13 protein-coding genes are annotated in these 17,097 nt (G+C 55.3%); 12 read left to right on the top strand and 1 reads right to left on the bottom strand.

The genetic code is table 11. The annotated features are described in order from the left end of the window. Nucleotides 1-279: 279 nt before the first annotated feature. Entirely contained in the window at nt 280-2,637 is a 2,358-nt protein-coding gene (locus FEM03_RS03980; RefSeq protein ID WP_206170863.1) for a carboxy terminal-processing peptidase, read from the bottom strand. A gap of 78 nt (nt 2,638-2,715) precedes the next feature. Here FEM03_RS03980 and FEM03_RS03975 point away from each other — a divergent pair, with 78 nt between their 5' ends. The 12 genes from FEM03_RS03975 to FEM03_RS03920 all read left to right on the top strand — a co-directional run bounded on the left by FEM03_RS03975 (nt 2,716) and on the right by FEM03_RS03920 (nt 17,094). After that, on the top strand, nt 2,716-3,375 hold the full coding sequence (locus FEM03_RS03975; RefSeq protein WP_206170862.1) for an MBL fold metallo-hydrolase: 660 nt from the start codon (nt 2,716-2,718) through the stop codon (nt 3,373-3,375). Between the two features lie 318 nt (nt 3,376-3,693). Beyond that, nucleotides 3,694-4,569 carry a hypothetical protein gene (locus FEM03_RS03970; protein WP_138084896.1) on the top strand — a complete coding sequence of 292 codons (876 nt, stop codon included), beginning with the start codon at nt 3,694-3,696 and terminating at the stop codon, nt 4,567-4,569. Nucleotides 4,570-4,626: 57 nt separating this feature from the next. Then, nucleotides 4,627-6,648, top strand: a complete 2,022-nt coding sequence (locus FEM03_RS03965; RefSeq protein ID WP_138084895.1) for a hypothetical protein — start codon at nt 4,627-4,629, stop codon at nt 6,646-6,648. Beyond that, entirely contained in the window at nt 6,552-8,273 is a 1,722-nt protein-coding gene (locus tag FEM03_RS03960; RefSeq protein WP_138084894.1) for a hypothetical protein, read from the top strand. Before FEM03_RS03965 ends, FEM03_RS03960 begins: the two co-directional genes overlap by 97 nt. 8 nt (nt 8,274-8,281) lie before the next feature. Then, a complete protein-coding gene (locus tag FEM03_RS03955; protein ID WP_138084893.1) occupies nt 8,282-9,223 on the top strand; it encodes a hypothetical protein in 942 nt (313 codons plus the stop codon). Nucleotides 9,224-9,660: 437 nt separating this feature from the next. After that, entirely contained in the window at nt 9,661-10,677 is a 1,017-nt protein-coding gene (locus FEM03_RS03950; RefSeq protein ID WP_138084892.1) for a transposase, read from the top strand. Between the two features lie 20 nt (nt 10,678-10,697). Further along, nucleotides 10,698-11,132, top strand: coding sequence for a hypothetical protein (locus FEM03_RS03945; protein WP_138084891.1), 435 nt, complete (start codon nt 10,698-10,700; stop codon nt 11,130-11,132). A 92-nt stretch (nt 11,133-11,224) separates the two neighbouring features. Next, nucleotides 11,225-11,863, top strand: a complete 639-nt coding sequence (locus FEM03_RS03940; RefSeq protein WP_138084890.1) for a hypothetical protein — start codon at nt 11,225-11,227, stop codon at nt 11,861-11,863. A gap of 566 nt (nt 11,864-12,429) precedes the next feature. Continuing rightward, complete coding sequence (locus FEM03_RS03935; protein ID WP_166442608.1) at nt 12,430-12,951, top strand: RNA polymerase sigma factor; 522 nt, start codon at nt 12,430-12,432, stop codon at nt 12,949-12,951. Nucleotides 12,952-12,977: 26 nt separating this feature from the next. Then, nucleotides 12,978-13,481, top strand: a complete 504-nt coding sequence (locus tag FEM03_RS03930) for a hypothetical protein (protein ID WP_138084888.1) — start codon at nt 12,978-12,980, stop codon at nt 13,479-13,481. After that, complete coding sequence (locus FEM03_RS03925) at nt 13,478-14,968, top strand: hypothetical protein (protein WP_138084887.1); 1,491 nt, start codon at nt 13,478-13,480, stop codon at nt 14,966-14,968. Before FEM03_RS03930 ends, FEM03_RS03925 begins: the two co-directional genes overlap by 4 nt. After that, nucleotides 14,965-17,094: a DUF1549 and DUF1553 domain-containing protein gene (locus FEM03_RS03920; protein ID WP_138084886.1), complete on the top strand. Its 2,130-nt coding sequence runs from the start codon at nt 14,965-14,967 to the stop codon at nt 17,092-17,094. The genes FEM03_RS03925 and FEM03_RS03920 overlap by 4 nt, the downstream gene beginning before the upstream one ends. The last annotated feature ends 3 nt before the right edge of the window (nt 17,095-17,097 follow it).

Genomic DNA, 17,097 nt, shown 5'->3' with positions numbered 1-17,097 from the left:
GGAAGGTGGGTTTTCGAAAGAAAATCCCCGTGTCACTTGGGGTGACAGCGAGGACGACTTTTTGCGACGATTGAGAGATTGACCTTCAGGTGCCCAAAGGTTCTTCTAAAAATGACGCAACCGCAAAAATACCAATTTCGTTAATTTTTATCCACAAGTTTTTAAATAGAAGGCGAGATTTTTCTCGTGTTCAGTCAATGGCCGCGGCAACGATAAAAAAAACAGGCCACCTTTTGGGTGGCCTGTTTTGCAAGTGGGTCGCAGTAATTGCTCAAGAATTCAAGAACCTGCGGGCTTTTTGATTTCGCTGGTATTGGCGGTTTTGGGGCTGTTGCCGTCGAGGTCGATGAGGTCGGAAAGGATGTAGAGGGATTCAAGTTTGAAAGGTTCAATGCCGAAGGGAAGGAGCTTTTTGTCATCGGCGGCGATGTCTTCGTCCTCCTCATCCTCTTTGGCGGCGAGACGCATGCCGGTGGTGTCCTCCTCGGAGAATTTGGATTCTTCGGTAAGGCCGGGGGCGTCGACGTTGTCGAGGTTCAAGCGGAAGTTGGTGAAGGGCTCGGTTTTGGCATCGGCGAGTTTCTGCACGCGTTCTTTGCGGGCCTCTTTGCGAGTCTCGATGCGCGCTTTGTTTTCGCGGATTTCGCTAAGGCGCTCTTTTTCGTTGAGGCTGACACTGTTTTTGTCGATGCGTTCCTTCAGGCGAAGGGTGTCTTCGGTGATGTATTGGAACTCAGGATTGACGGTGAGGCGCGATTTCACCCGTGTTTCCAGTTCCTTGAAGGGAAGGGGAACTTTGGTGGCGTAGGTGAAGGTGCGGGGTGGGATGGTGTCGTAAGGAAGGGCGTGGGGGAGGGCGTCTTCACCGATTTCCATGACGTCGCGAAGGCTGGGGATGATGATGTCGGGAACGACACCGCGAAGCTGGGTGGAACCACCGGCGATGCGGTAGAATTTTTGAATGGTGACCTTGAGGTGTCCGGCGCGGGGTTTGTTGAGGCTGAACATGCCGAGGCCACTGTTCATGAAACGATCGACGGGGATGATGGTCTGCACGGTGCCTTTGCCGAAGGAGGATTTTTCACCGACGATGACGGCGCGGCGGTAGTCCTGGAGGGCGGCGGCGAAAATTTCACTGGCGGAGGCGCTGGCTTTGTCGGTAAGGACGAGGAGGGGACCTTCATAGACGGGGCGATCGTTTTCGCTGTCGCGCCACTGGATGTTGCCGCGGTAGTCTTTGGACTGGACGACGGGACCTTTGGGAATGAAGAGGCCGGTGAGTTTGATGGCTTCTTCAAGGGAACCACCGCCATCGCCACGAAGGTCGATGATGAGGCCTTCAATTTTTTCGGCCATCAGACGGCGCAGGAGACGTTCGACGTCGGCGGAGCAGCTGACGGTGCCGCCTTCCATGTCGGCGTAGAAGGAGGACAGGTGGATCCAGCCGAGTTTTTTGGTGCGACCGTTGAGGGGAGGGGTGACGATGAGTTCGGCGTTGGCGAGTTTTTCTTTGAGTTCGACTTCGCCACGGATGATGGCGATTTCCTTGTTGATGTCGGGCTCATCGGCGGAGATGACCTTGAGGCGGACGACGGTGCCGTCTTTGCCGCGGATCATCTCAACGATTTTGTTGAGCTTCATGTATTTGATGTCGACGTATTCGCCTTTTTCGCCCTGGGCGACGGCAAGGATTTTGTCTTTCAGTTTGAGCTCGCCTTGTTTGTCAGCAGGGCCACCGACGACGATGCCGTGGATTTCGGCGAGGTTGTCTTCGCTGGACTGGAGGAGGGCACCGATGCCGACGAGGGAATGGTTCATCTGGATCCGGAAGTTGTCCGTTTCCTGAGGGCTCATGTATTCGGTGTGAGGATCGTAGGCGTTGGCGATGCAGGAGAGGAAGAAGTTGGCGATGTCCTCTTTTTCGTTCTCGTCGATTTGCTCAATGAGACGCTCGTAGCGTTTGGCGACGCGTTCTGCAGGAGTTTCCTCTTTTTCGGGAGTGGCCTCTTTGGCTTCCTTGGCGGGTTTTTCGTCGGCTTTTTTGCCTTCGGCGAGGTCTTTTTCAGCTTTGGCTTTTTTCTCCTCGGCTTTTTTGACGCGGGCTTCTTCCTTGGTGATGTCGGAAAGGCGCTCGGAAAGGAGGTCCGCCTCGATGAGGTTCAGCCAGAGTTTGTCGGCTTCGGCTTTGTTGGCAGGCCAGGGAAGTTTGTCACGTTTGATGGTGACGACATCGGTGCTGGCGTAGTCGAACTTGGTTTCCTTCAGCGTTTTGGCGACGAAGTCGATGCGTTCCTGAACGCGCTCGCGGTAGATGTCGTAGATCTCGAACGCGGGATCGATGCTGTTGCTGGTGACGATGTAGTTGTGGAGGGTCTCGGCGTAGTTGGCCTTGAACTTGTCGACGTCTTCCTGGGTGAAGTAGATGCGATTGAAATCGAGCAGGTTGAGGTAGCCATCAAGGACCCGCTGGGACATGCTGGAGTCAAAGGACTGCTGCGAGTAGTGGTGACCTTCCAACATGCGGGCCACGTTCATGGCGATGGAGCCATAATTGGTCTCGGCAGGAGCGGGAGAAGGGGTTGCGCTTAAAAGGGCCAGAATGGCCGCCACGGGAAGAAGCGATGGGGCTTTGCGCATATGCTCGGCAGGTTTGATAGTGAAGATACGTTGCAACGAGTGAGAAAAACGACGGAATTGTCGCTTTTTCGTATTGAATTGTCCAACGCTTTCCGACTCTATGCGAGCTATATGGTTCATATTTCGTGTTTTACGGGTGGGATTGCGCAGACAAATGGTTATCTGGTAGAGTCATCGCAGGGGAACTTTGTGGTGGATGCACCGGAAGGATTTGCGGCGTGGGTGAAGAAAAGCGGGGTGATGTCGGTGGAGGCGTTGCTGCTGACGCATCAGCATTTTGATCATTGCCAGGATGCGGCGGCGGTGCAGAAAGAGTTTGGGGCCAAAGTGTATTCGTTTGCGGAGTTCTCGCGGGAACTGACGCTGGAGTTCTTGATGGGGTTTGTGAGCGGGACGCGGTTTGAGGTGGCGGCCTTTGAAGTGGACGAGATTTTGGAGGGACGTGATGAGATCGAGGTGGCGGGATTGAAGTGGAAGCTGGCGCATGTGCCTGGGCATTCGCTGGACAGCGTGACGTTTTACCAGGGGGAGCTGGGGCTTTGGTTTGGGGGCGATGTGCTGTTTGAGGGCGGGGTCGGGCGGACAGATTTTCCGAACGGAAGTTCCGCGCTGTTGATGGAGGGGATAAAAACCAAGGTGCTGACGCTACCGGATGAGACGCGGGTGTTGCCGGGGCATGGTGGGGAAACGACGGTGGGGGATGAGCGGGTGGGAAATCCGTTTTTGACGGGGTTGTGATTTTACAGCATTGTCGTGAATGACAGATGGTCGTCCCTTGGAAGCGGTCCCCCAAAGGAATTTCCGTTCATTTTAAAGCGGCGGGCAGACATTGCTAAAGCATCCGGCATCGCGCGCGGTAACTTTTTCCTCCGGTAAATAATTTAGCGGGGGTCCCCGAGGCATATTGCACGGGCGAAAATGAAACACGATGGTTTAATTCGAATGATCTTTACGTTCCTTAGAAAACTTTCTCTCGCTAGCAAATATTCTCGACACTCCAATCCAAATCTGATTTCATCGCGGAAATCCCCGATATGGATTAACCTTTTTTTCTTCATGAATCAGGTATCACTCCCTCAAAAAGATAACCAATTCCTGATTCACTTCCGCTCCCGCTGGGTCGCTGCCCTGCAACTCCTTTGCACTTTCTTCTGGACCTTGCAGCCCCTCCCCGTCGTCAATTCCTACCAACACGACTCTAACGGGGATGGGGATCCGGAAGAACACGACAACCCCACTGACCCCAATGACAACTGGTGGGCAATCGACAGCGACGGCGACCAACTCACCAACGCCGAAGAAGTAACCTTCGGTTCCGACCCCTACTCCATCGACTCAGATGGCGATGGATTGACCGACCGCGACGAACGCGACCTTTCCCAGACCAACCCCTGGCAATGGGACAGCAATAACAATGGATTTTCGGATCACGACGAATTTTATCAATGTTATACGGTCAACTACATCGACCTCATCGCTCAGATGTTTTGGTTTTCGAGCTACTACGATGCCGACAACGATGGGGCGCACAATCAGGACGACAGCGACCCAATCAATGCGAGTCTTTGGGATGACTGGAATCGCAATGGAGTGAGTGATGCCACGGATGCGTCAAACGAATACTCGATGCACGACAATGATCTCGACGGCTATCAAAATGGCTCGGACAGTCATCCCGATGACAGTTCCCTTTGGAATGACTGGAACAACAACGGCGTCAACGACGATCAAGAAAACTACACTTACGATTCCGATGGCGATGGTTACGACGACTCTTACGACTCGCACCCTTGGGACTCATCGCTGTGGGATCAATGGGACCTTGATGGCGATGGTGTCCCCGACTCATTCGACAGTCATGTTGGTGACAATCTTTTGTGGAACGACTGGAACTACAACGGGGTCAATGATGATCAAGAAACCAATACTTAAAATTCCGATGGCGATGCCTACGAAGATATCGCCGACTCCCACCCGTATGACTCATCGTTGTGGGACGACTGGAACTACAATGGCATCAACGACAGCACTGAACCTGACACCGATGGCGACGGCATCATCGATTCCAACGACGCCTATCCAACCGACCCCTGGAACAACGCCGACAGCGACAGCGACGGCCTTACCGACCTCCAGGAAATCGGCTTCGGCTCCGTCCAAGGACTTGGCACCGATCCCTACGCCATCGACACCGACAACGACGACCTCACTGACTACGAGGAAGTCATGATCTACAAACTTACCCACCCTACCATAAGTCCCACCAATCCCAAAAGCCTTAGCGGCGTCTACCTCGACTACCAAATGGTTGACGCCACCGACACCGACCTCGACGGCATCCCCGACCGCATTGAACAATGGTATGCTGCCAATGGAGAACCTATGGACTACACCAACCCCGCCGATGGCGGCGGCGACCTCGACGGTGATCGCATCAACAATCGCACCGCTTACGAGCAAGGCTGGAGCCTCATTGCCTACCGTGGCCAATATGATACCGACCTCGACCGCATGACAGATGCTCAGGAAGACTACTGGAGCTCCATCTACCCCGGCAGCTTCAACAAAAATCGATTTGCCGACGCGGTCGAAGACTACGATCAGGACGGCCTCTTCAATTACGAAGAAATCGAACAGAATCTGGATCCCGGCAATCCTTACAGCCGGTTCACAGGCATCACCGACGGCCAGTATGCGGCATGGCAACGTGCCATCGGCACCTCTGGCTACTATGGCTACCTTGACGGCCAACCCATCTCAACACCGCCCTCTCATGGCGAGCAAGCCGATTGGGACGGCGACGGTATTCCCGAGGGCTACGCCGCCTTTGTCAACGATGGTCATACTGTTCCCAACGGTCCCACCCATCCGGTGGATCAAGACAACGATGGCATGAGCAATGAATGGGAGCACCGGCACCAATTCGATCCGCGTGATTCTCGCGATGCCGGGCCGGCGACGGGCTTCGTGGTCGCCACCGAACCCACCGAAGGAAGAAACGAAAGCACCGAATCCGAATGGCAGGCTTATGAACTTGCCGTCTTGGGAGATTTTGACCGGGATGGGTTGAGCAACCTGCGCGAATACCTGCTTGGCACCCATCCGAAGATTGCCGATACCGATGGTGACGGCATCAATGATGGCACCGAAGTGCAGGCTGGAAGCAACCCCACCGACATCAACTCCAAGCCAACTACCGTCACCCCGATCACCCCGCCGAGAATCAACCTCGAACTTAGCGGCATCCATCTCCGAGGCGGCACCGGCAGCGGTAACTCCGGGACAGGCGGCGGGAACTCAGGAGGTGGCAGTGGAAACGGCAATAACAATGGTCCTCAACCCACCGAGGAAGATCTCGACAACGCCACACGCCTCACTCCCTTTATCGTTCAGTATAGCGGATGGAAAGGCGACTCCATCAGTTCCGCAGGAGGCAGTTACTCTCCAGGAACTCCCGAAAGCGTCGGCGTCCCGTTGCGTCACCTGCGCCATCAACCCCAAGCACCTTCACCGGCTACATTCAAAAATATCAATACAAACAACAGGGAGCGAATGACGCACCCTTCCCGGAACCTGTGGGGGACGTCATCGAGCACCCCGGTCTCACAGGCGATTCCGCTGCGTGGGTCACAGCCAACAGCACCCCGCAACCAGCCTATCACATCATCAAAACCAGCGTGGAAGCCCAGCGCGAACTCGACGGTAGGTTCATTCAAACCCACAAAATCCTCATCACCACCGATTCGTTCAACGCCCCGGTCAACACCCAACAGGAAGCCATCGACGAAGCCACCTATCAAAATCTCAATCGCAACCCGGAGCCCACGAAGTATGCGTTGGGCCCCGTCACCACCTGGCAAAGCGCCTACACGGGAGGCGGCCCGGTCGAAAACCCAGAACCCGGCGAACCAGCGATGGAGGAATACATCATTGAGGCCGTTCCCGAACAAAATAATCCGCCCACGCACACCTACACTTCTCCGACCCCGGGATGGTATGGCAATCTGTTGAGCTATCCCGTCCAGTCCCAAAGCGAACAGCATCAAGGTGAAAGCGTCAACCTCAGTCCCAAGCTCGAAACCCTGACGAACGGAGACTTTTTCATCAAAAGCGTTCCCATCAAATGGAACGGAGGACCTGTAGCCGTGGCAAAAAACCATTTGGAAGAGCGTGAAATCCAATATACAGGACCTGGAGGCGAACAAACCATGACAGGCTACTTTGGCACCGCGCAGCATGGCAAGGTCAGGGTGATCTGGACCAGCGAATGGGGCGGCATGCTGGATGAAACCGCGAAGGACGCCTGGCAGTCACGATATTTGGTGGCATTAGTTGACGTGACCGAACCCCATGATCAAAGCGGCCCGCAGACCATTGAGTATAAATGGGTGAAGCCCTTGAAGGAATTTATGGCCCAGAGCCAGCCCACCGAAATCAAAGCCCCCGCCCCGTTTGCAGGCATGCTCAAATCCCAGGCCTTGGTCCTCCTCCCGGTGGAGGTAATGCAGCCGAAGGATGGTGAGGCACAGGGAAATTTGGAACAAACAAGTCAAATCCGCCCCTGCCGCTGGTTGGATAATGATCAAACAGGTGACGGCTCCATCAAACTCACCAACTTCCCTGACAAAGATGCCGATCGTATTGTGGTGCGCATTCCCTTACCCCATAAAAAAGGGGAATCTGGTTTGACCATTAAGGTGTCCACTGAAGGAGGGGATGCTGATTTCAACGATGATCCAACTGAAGTGGAAATGCAGGAAACAACCCCTCAATCCGGCGTCTTTGAATCTTTACCGTTTGTTGTGGTCAGCGATACCCAAGATGACGATGCCATTGCCGGAACACCGGGCGGTGCAGATAATCATAAAAATGACCGCACTCACAAAGGGCAGGCAGGAGGAACCCTGGTGATCGAGTCTGATGCATTGGGCACAAGCAAGATCAAGGTTCCTATCAAGAAACAAACTCACTTTTTTGAAGTTACATCTGTCATTCTTGATGTGCCGGGAGACGATCTTGAAATTGGCCCAGCACAGACCAAAATGAACAGTCAGGCCAACTGGATGAAACAAGCTTACAGGCCGTATGGTGTGGAAGTGCGTCACACGGACGGCGGCGTGATTACCATAGATGCAGCCAATAAAGCGGACATCCATGCCATTCTAAGTGACTATGTTGTCAATATTGCTGGCACGGGTCCAGGCACGGATCGCAACACCATTTTGTCTGATCAAAATGTTGTCTCGAAGAAAACAGATGCAAATATAGTGCTTGTGTATGTGAATGCATCTCTTTCTGGCGCGGACGGCGACGCCGTTGGACAAAAGCAGTCTGGAACCCATGAAGGCTATGTATTGATGTCCCTCTACACATTGATGAGGTTAACCAACACACCCAATCTCAAGCTTTACACTGCTGCTCATGAATGCGGACACGTTCATGGACTGGAGCACAAATATCTTTCTTCGGATGGTGCAATCATCGATCCTCCGCAGAATAATTTGATGAGGGATGGGTTTACCAGATGGGGACTTGAACCCCAAAACGCAGGAAAATCTGGAAGGAGATTGCTTCGAGAGCAGATTAGCTCGGTCCTGGATGTCTCGTCTTACACCCAGCAGCAGCCCTCCAATTAAATGCGGCCATGAATGCTTTTCGAACAAACATATCTATTTTATACGCTTGCGTGGTGTTGCTACATCCGGCTTCCGTTTTGGCAGAGCAAGATATACCCCCTCAGATTTTGGTGGAAGCTGCGAAGCTCTGGCAACGGGCAAGTCCATTGCGTGACGGCACTGATGGCAGTGAGCGAGAAATGCGTGAGGCACTCGATGAATGGAGCCGTATCGACGAAATTGGTGAAGACACCATGAGTCGAGCGCTTTTGATATTCTACCAACAGATGGCCGGTGTAGAACGCTTTTCACTCCGTATGAAATCGATTCCTAAAACTGACCCTGACTTTCGACATTTTGCCGTCACCGAGGACAGCAAAGAAAAAGGGGAAATGCTTATGCTCCTCATTCGTGATCCTCGTCGAACAGAGGAACTGCTGCCTTTGGTTCGAAAACGCGTGAACTGGCTGATTGACAATGTGCCAAACGACAAGCCACCTGCTCCTTTAGATACCTTAGAAATCGGAGCTTCAGCAGAATATTTGCTGATTCACGGAACCGCCAGTGACAAGCGTCTTATCGAAAAGTTGAGACAAAGATATGACGAATCGCCTTTACCTCAAGCAACGGAAAGAATTGCCGCGCTTCAAAATGTCGAAGGAAACATTGAATGGTTAAAAGGTGTTCTCAAACGGGATCCTCTGCCCTTTGTTCGACGTATTATGCAGCCAAAACAACCCTCTTCGGCTGGCCTGCCATCATCCGATCATGAAAGTCAAACTGACCAACCCGTCGTTCATGACTCTCAATCAACTTCCTTGTTACGACCAACGTTATCTAGTTACCCTCAAAGTAGAGATAGAGGCATTCCCGTTGAGTTGATGGTTGTGGCTGGAATCATTGCGCTGATGCTCGCTGCATGGTTCGCACTCAAGCTCCGCGCCCGACGTCGACCACCCCCAAGACCATAGCGTTCGGCGAGCCTCACGGCTCCGCGCCCTCCTATCGGTAAGATGGATACAATGCTGTGTAGAGCAAAGCGGTTGACTCACTCGCGCCTCACGCTCGTCTCGCCCTACGGGCAGCCTTTGGCTGTCTATCTCGGCTCCTGCCAGTCGCCTCGGTTGCCCCCGCCGCTGACCCGCTCCCGGCCCGCCAGCCGTGTTACTCTACTTGACGTTGCATCAACTTAGCTCCCTCCACATGGGGTGGCTCCTTCACTCGCAGACTCGGGAAGGGGTCAGTCCGTCGGGAAGGGGTCTCGGGAAGGGGTCGGGGTCTCGGGAAGGGGTCGGGGTCTCGGGAAGGGGTCGGGGTCTCGGGAAGGGGTCGGGGTCTCGGGAAGGGGTCAGTCCGCGCATTGCAACATTGGTTGTTGCTTGTTTCAGAACATCAGGCATCCTGAGGAATGTCCAGACCGTTGCGAATTGAATTTGCTGGGGCGCTCTATCATGTGATGGCGAGGGGAGATGGAGGCAAAGCGGTGTTTGAGGAAAGGGACGATGCTTTGAGTTTCCTCAAATTACTCTCCAAGTCTTGTGCGCGTTGCGGCTGGCGGGTGCATGCGTGGGTGCTTTTGTCGAACCATTTTCATGTGCTGCTTGAAACGCCTGAACCCAATTTGGTGATCGGGATGAAGGGGTTGTTGGGTGAGTTCAGCCAGAGCTGGAATCGGCGAAGGCGCAGGCGAGGGCATGTGTTTCAGGGGCGCTACAAGGCAGTGGTGGTCAATGGGGACGAAGGTGATGGAGAGTTTTTCCAGGTGGTGGCGGATTACATTCATCTCAATCCGGTGAGAGCGGGATTGGTGGGAGGAACCTCAAAGAAGGAGTTGTTGAGTTATGAATGGAGCAGTTTGCCTCACTATCGCCGCAACCAATGTCCAGAATGGCTGGAACGGCAGCGGGTGCTGGATGCTTTTGCGTTGTCTGGCAGTCGACGTGGCAGGCTGGCGTATGTGAAGTCGCTAGAGGAGAGGGCGAAGAATCGTGAGGCTTTGAAGACGGAGTCGAGTGAGTTGATGCTGTATCGGGGTTGGTATATGGGCAACGAGGCGTTTCGCGATCAGTTAGTGGACAAGGCTAAGGCATTGGTGGGGCGCGTTGCGAAAGGAAGTGTAACTGGCGAGGCGGTTCGATTGCATGAAAGGAAGGAAGCAGAGGTCAAGTTGATGCGCGGCATGGGGTTTTTGGAACTCCCAAAGGAGAGGGAGGCGCTGAAGGCGCTTGGATGCGGGCAAGAAGACAAGGTGTTGCTGGCGAGTTGGTTGAAGCAGAACACGACAGTTGGGAATGGTTGGATTAGCAACCAGCTTGTTATGGGGAATGAGAGAGGGCTGGCGCGGATGGTGAGGCGTGTGCTAGACTCGAAATCAGGTCGCAAAAAATATGAAAAGCTCAACCAAATGTTGCAATGCGCGGACTGACCCCTTTCAGACCCCTTTCAATGCGCGGACTGACCCCTTTCACAGAGTTGCCGCCGATCTTCAGGTCTTGGGATTTGCTTGCCTCCTGGGATTCGACAGGGTTTGACTCCGATGCGTTTTGGTGCGTTTATTTGATACATGCTTATCAGCCTACGCCAAGCAAATCAGATGATCCAAATGGGGCTGGGCTTCGAGAAGGTGCAACAGCGCCTTCAGGTTGGTCAATTGTCTTCCTGGAATCGATTCGTGAATTCGTCAAACTGCGAATTGAAAACAGTCCAGAAGCCTATCAGGAGCGATTGGATGCTATAGCCGCCCATGAGTTGGGGCATGGTCTTGGAAGGGTGCCGGGCCATCCTGAATCCACAGGCTTAATGAAAGAGAAACCGGACAACGACCACGATTTTTCATCAGAGACAATACTCCGTTTCAGAAAGCAACCACGATGGCCTTAATTATGTCTACATTACATACACCGTGCCTGCCAAGCTTGTTCTTGCTCCTCGCATACTTCTTTTGCGGGTCGTGTAATGTTGTCGCTATTGAGGTGACAGAGTCCACCCCAGCATTTCGTATCAGCGCAGACGTGCAATGGGCCTTAATGCGAATTCGGAAAGATGGAGGCAATCTTAAATCAGTCAGTATCCACGACTTAGGCAAGCATTTGAATCTTGAGATGATGAAGAGCGAAGCTAGATCTGATCCAGCCGCGCGCATTGAGTTGTTTGGAAACAGGGGGCCGAAGCGTGGAACAGAACAAGTGCTGATGATCACCAAGAACCAGATCACCGAAGATCGCAGGACTGAAAGCGGTCGATACGTGGTGTGGGATGCGAGCGGCAAAATCACGTTGACATGGGAAAACGAAGAGGACATTAGGACGTTGTTCGTTCAGAACAACATGGAATTACCCAACGCGGGCATTTGGAAACAACCTGACTTGATCGATCTGCGTGAAAGCGCACTACGAGATGCACCTGCTTCCAAGGAAAATCCACAACCCGAAGCTCCGTCACACAAGAATAATACAATCAGTCCTCCGCAATCATCGGCAAAGCCAACATTGGTTGTCCCCGCAGTTACAAAGCAAGCGGTGGAGGAAAAAGCAGACAGCATATGGCCTTGGATTGCTGGCGGAATATTGCTGCTGTTAGCCGCAGGGTTTACGCTCAAACGCCGTTCGTGAATGCTTTCGCTTTGCACAAGGTTCGCACTCACAGACGCAATCGGCCAAGACCATAGCGTTCGGCGCGCCTCACGGCTCCGCGCCCTCCGCTCGGTAAGATGGATGCAACGCTGTGTAGAGCAAAGCGGTTGACTCGCTCGCGCCTCACGCTCGTCTCGCCCTACGGGCAGCCTTTGGCTGTCTATCTCGGCTCCTGCCAGTCGTCTCGGTTGCCCCCGCCGCTGACCCGCTCGCTGGCCACCAGCCGTGTTACTCTACTTGACGTTGTATCAACTTACCTCCCTCCACAGAGATAGGCTCCTTCACTCGCAGGCTCCTTCACTCGCAGGCTCGTTCGTCGCATACAGGCTCGGGCCGCATGGCCTCTACGCGCCTCAGGCCCCGATGCATGGGCCACGCCAGCGGCCCAATCCTCAAGGGCAACGCGCTGCTGTCATGCTGAACGATCTCTGATTGCTTTTGTTATTTTTTTATTTTGTGAACCTTTTGGCGGGGAATCACCACGTTAAGGATGGGAGTGGGTGCGCAGCTGTGCGACCATTCGATTCAAAAACGATAACGTGGAGGTGGAAACGACTACGACTGGATCATTGCCGACGTTGGAGCAGCTCTTCAGAGACAGTGCTGAGGATCTGAAGCGTTATTTTGCGCACCGGCATGAGGGGCGGGAGGCGGTGGAGGATTTGGTGCAGGAGACGTTTTTGCAGATGGCGAAGGGCATGGAAGCAGGGTCGGGATCGGGGTCGGAGAGGAAGGTGGAGTGTCCGCGGGGGTATTTGTTTGGAATTGCGAGGCGCATGAGTGTGGCGGCGTGGCGGCAGGGAGGGAAGGACAGGGGGCTGCGGGTGATAAGTGAAGTGAAGGAGATGGCGGCGCCGGTGGAGGATGATCGGGTGGTGGCGGCGCGGGAGACGATGGCGGCGATGGAGCCGTTGCAGCGGGAGGTGCTGGAGATGCGATTTTCTTACGGGCTGTCTTATGCGGAGACGGCGGCGGCGTTGGGCATTCCGGTGGGGACGGTGCGGTCACGCTTGCACCATGCGGTGGCGGAAGTGCGGCGTCGAATGGAGGACGATGATGTTTTGTAATTGAATTGGAAGGGACGACTATCAAGATGAAGACGAACACGATTGATTCGAAAACACTGCAGGCTTTGGTGATCGACCGGCATTTCGGCGAGATTTCGGCGGAGGCGGCCGAGTTGCTGGAGATTTATCTGACGCACAATCCGGAGGCGATGAAGGAGACGGAGCGGGTGTTGAGTTCGCTCGGGGTGATGGGGCAGGCGGTGATGCCGGTGCTGCCGTCGGAGGAGATGAAGGTGATCGATTTGAAGGCCAATCCGGCGAGGAAAGGTTGGGCAACGGGTTGGCTGGCGAGGGCGGCGGGGTTGATGTTGCTGGCGGGCGCGGGTGGATTTCTGGCGGGACGTTCGATGCCGGAGGTGGCGTCAAGTGCACCGCCAGAAATGATGGTGGCGGAGGCGACTGAGGTGAAGGAAGCGAACCCGGGGACGGGGCCATGGGCGAGGTATCGGTTGGAGGTGAATGCGCGTGATGGCGGCATGCAAGTGGTGAGGGTGGGATCGAAGCCGAAGTTTGAGGAGGTGGTGAGATGAGTTTTTTGCTTCGAATGGCTTTATGCGTGGGGGTGATGGGGTTGTGTGGATGTTTCCCCGAGCAGCGCTTCTGGTGGTCGCCGCAGGGGGATCGCGCGTTGGTGCTGGTGGAGGATCGACTTCACTTGGTGGAGATGGACGGGGAGCTGGGGGAGCCGCTGGAATTGGGTGGTGACGGCGGTGTGGTGAGGTCGGTGGCGTGGCTGAGGGACGGGACGGGGTTTGTGTGTCAGAGGGAACGGTTGAAGAAATCGTGGGCGGAGGTGAAGCCGATGATTTCTCAGGAAGAATTGGCGGCGGTGGATGAGTTGCTGCCTTCGGTGTTGCCGTTGATGGAGGTGGCAATGGAGGGAACAGAGGCGGGCTCTGAGGATTTTTTAAGTGGGCTGGTCAAGGGGGTGGGGCATCGGCGTTTGATGGCAGCGTTGATGCGGTCGTTCGAGGAGAAGCCAGATGAGGTGAGAGGATTGCTGTCGGGTTCGACAAAGGGACGCGAAATCTTGACGGGGTTGGAAGGGAAGGACGCAGGGTATTTGGTGACGGAAATTTGCACGTTCAGACTGGACGGGTGGAAAGTGTCGGAAGGGGAGGTGTTGGCGAGCGGGTTGCTGCAATTGCCGGTGTTGCCAAAGGTGTCGCCGAAGCATCAGGCGGTGGCCTTTTTGCGGATTCATGAGGATGAGGAACGGGCTTCGTTGGAGGTGGTTTCGTTAAAAGGACGAGAGGCGTTGACGGTGGTGGAGAAGGCATCGGGGGCGTTTGACTGGATGCCGGATGGGGAGCAGTTGGTGTTTACCGCGACATTGGGGGGAGATGAGGGGCCGTTGCAGACGATTCAGCAGGTGGCGGTGGTGCAGGGCAACGGGGAGTTGATGAAGGCCGCCCATGAGCGTAATCCGGAAGGGGTGATGGTGGCGGTGAAAGGGGCGGACCGACTGGTGGAAGCGCGGGTCGTGGCAACGGCAATTTTGTTGCATCGTCCGGTGTTGCAGGTGTTGCCCGATGGGCGGGTGTTGTTTGCCAGTCAGCCAGCGGTCTTGCCTGCGGCAGGCGGGGAACTCGAGCTGGATCCACGGCTTTTTTTGATTTCGGAGGATGGGAAATCGGTGCAGAAAGTGGAGACGGTGCCGGGTGGGTTGCCAACCGATCTTGGTTATGTGGTGGCTTCGCCGGATGGGCAATGGGTGGCGGTGGTGGAGAGTGAGACGGACGTGGTGGCCGTGGTGGAGATCGCGACGGGCAAGGTGGAACTGGTTTCACCCCCACACTCGGGCTGGAGCTGCCGGACTTTGCCAGCGTGGCGGACGGCGGACGAGTTGACGTTCGCGGCGGTGGACGGAAAGGGGAAACCAAAGTGGTGGTTGTGGACGGAAGGGCATGGGGTGCGGTGCATCAATGAAGGTTGGTTGGATGCGGCGACGGCGGATTGGTTGAAGTTTGAAGAGGCTGCGGTGCCAGCGAAGGGTGAGGAGGTTTTGAAACGATGAGTGCGTGTCGGCTACTTTTCTTGGGGCTTTGCTCGCTGACGGCGGTGCTGGCGAATGAGCGCGATGTGGAGTCGGCGCGGGAGTTTTGGAGTTATCGGAAGCCGGTGGAAGGGGAATTGCCGGTGACGGTGCGCGAGGGTTGGGCGCGGCGGGAATTGGATTTTTTTGTGCTGTCAAAGCTGGAGGCGGAGGGCCTGGAGCCGTCGGCAGATGCGGAGTTGGTGACGTTGTTGCGACGGGTGTATTTTGATCTGGTGGGGTTTCTGCCTTCACCGAATGAAGTGGAAGTGTTTGTGAAGCTTGCGAGCGTTGATGTTGACCTGGCGCTGGCGAAGACGGTGAATGGATTGCTGGCGAGTCCGAGGTTTGGGGAACGCTGGGGGAGGCACTGGCTGGATGTGGCGAGGTTCGCGGAGTCGAACGGGCGGGAGGCGAATTTGACGTTTCCGCATGCGTGGAGGTATCGGGATTATGTGATCGATGCGGTCAATGCAGATGTGCCCTTTGATCGTTTCATCACGGAGCAGGTGGCGGGCGATTTGTTGCCGGCGAAGGATGCGCAGGAGCGGGCGCGATTGCTGGTGGCGACGGGGTTTTTGGCGATGGGGGCGAAGGGGCTTGGCGAGTTTGACAAGAAGCTGTTTGCGGCGGATTTGGCGGATGAACAACTGGATGCGGTGTCGCGGTCGGTGATGGCGAGTTCGGTGGCTTGTGCGCGTTGTCATGATCACTTCACGGAGCCGTTCAGCATGGAGGATTATTATGCGCTGGCGGGGATTTTTAAGAGCACGAAGACGTATTTTGGGAACTGGGTGGATTCGGAGAATAACAATGACGGGGACGTGTTGAGGCTGCCGGAGGTGAAGGGTCAGTTGATTCCGAACCGGTCGATGACGTTGAAGCGCAAGGCGGAGCTGGAGGCGAGTCTGGTGGCGCTGGATTTGGGGGAGAAGGAGGACAATGAGTTCATGGCAAAAGCAAAAGCGGAGGGGCGTGATCTGAGTGCGGATTACACGCGCTTGTTGCAGCGCGGGATTGGTCGTTACTGGCAGCGGGGGCAGATTGGTGGGGAGCTGCGGACCGTGGATGAGAAGGGTCGTGCGTTGCCTTTGGCGATGGGGGTGATGGATGGGGAGGTGATCGATTCGCCGATGTATGAGCGCGGGGAGATCGGGCAACCGGGGTCGGTGGTGAAGCGGCGGTTTCCAAAAGTGTTTGAGGTGGATGGGGTGGAGGCTCCGGGGTCGGGATCGAGCGGTCGATTGGAACTGGCGCGGTGGTTGACGAGCAGGGAGCATCCGTTGACGGCGCGGGTGATGGTGAACCGGGTTTGGCGGCATTTGTTCGGAGCGGGACTGGTGCGGACGGTGGACAGTTTTGGATTTGATGGGGAGTTGCCGAGTCACCCGGAGTTGCTGGATCATCTGGCGGTGAAGTTCATGGAGCGCGGGTGGTCGGTGAAGGCGATGGTGCGGGAGATGGTGTTGTCGCGGACTTACCGGCAGGCTTCGGACTATCGGGAGGAGGGATTTGAGAAGGACCCGGACAACCGGTTTTTGTGGAGGATGAGCAAGCGTCGATTGGATGCGGAGGTGATCCGTGATTCGATGCTGGTGGTGTCGGGGTTGATGGATTTTTCGCGTCGTCCGGGATCGTTGGTGGCGGAAATTCCGGGGCAGGCGGCTTCGTTGATTGGGTTCAATGAGAAGATTCCGAAGGACCTGGATGGGTCGCGGCGCAGGTCAGTGTATCTGCCGGTGTTGAGGGATTTGCTGCCGGAGGCGATGGAGCATTTTGATGTGGCGAATCCGAGCTTGGTAACGGGGGATCGATCGGTGACGAATGGTCCATTGCAGGCGTTGTATTTGATGAACGGAACGTTTGTGCAGGAGCAGGCGGAGGGTTTGGCGCAGCGGGTGATGGAGGCGGGTGTGGAGGGGGATGATGCGCGGGTGAACAAGCCGTTTGAGATTTGTTACAATCGGGATGCCACGTCGGAGGAGTTGGAGATGGCGCGAGAGTTTTTTGCGAGAACGCGAAGCGAGATGGCGGTGTCGGAGGCAGATGCGATGAAGCTTTTTTGTCAGGCGTTGCTGGCGAGCGGGGAATTTAGAAATGCGGATTGATGA

It is taken from the genome of Phragmitibacter flavus, assembly GCF_005780165.1.
Taxonomy (GTDB): Bacteria; Verrucomicrobiota; Verrucomicrobiia; order Verrucomicrobiales; family Verrucomicrobiaceae; genus Phragmitibacter; species Phragmitibacter flavus.
The sequence above is the reverse complement of the archived record's forward strand: the minus strand, read 5'-3'. Positions and strand labels throughout refer to the sequence as shown.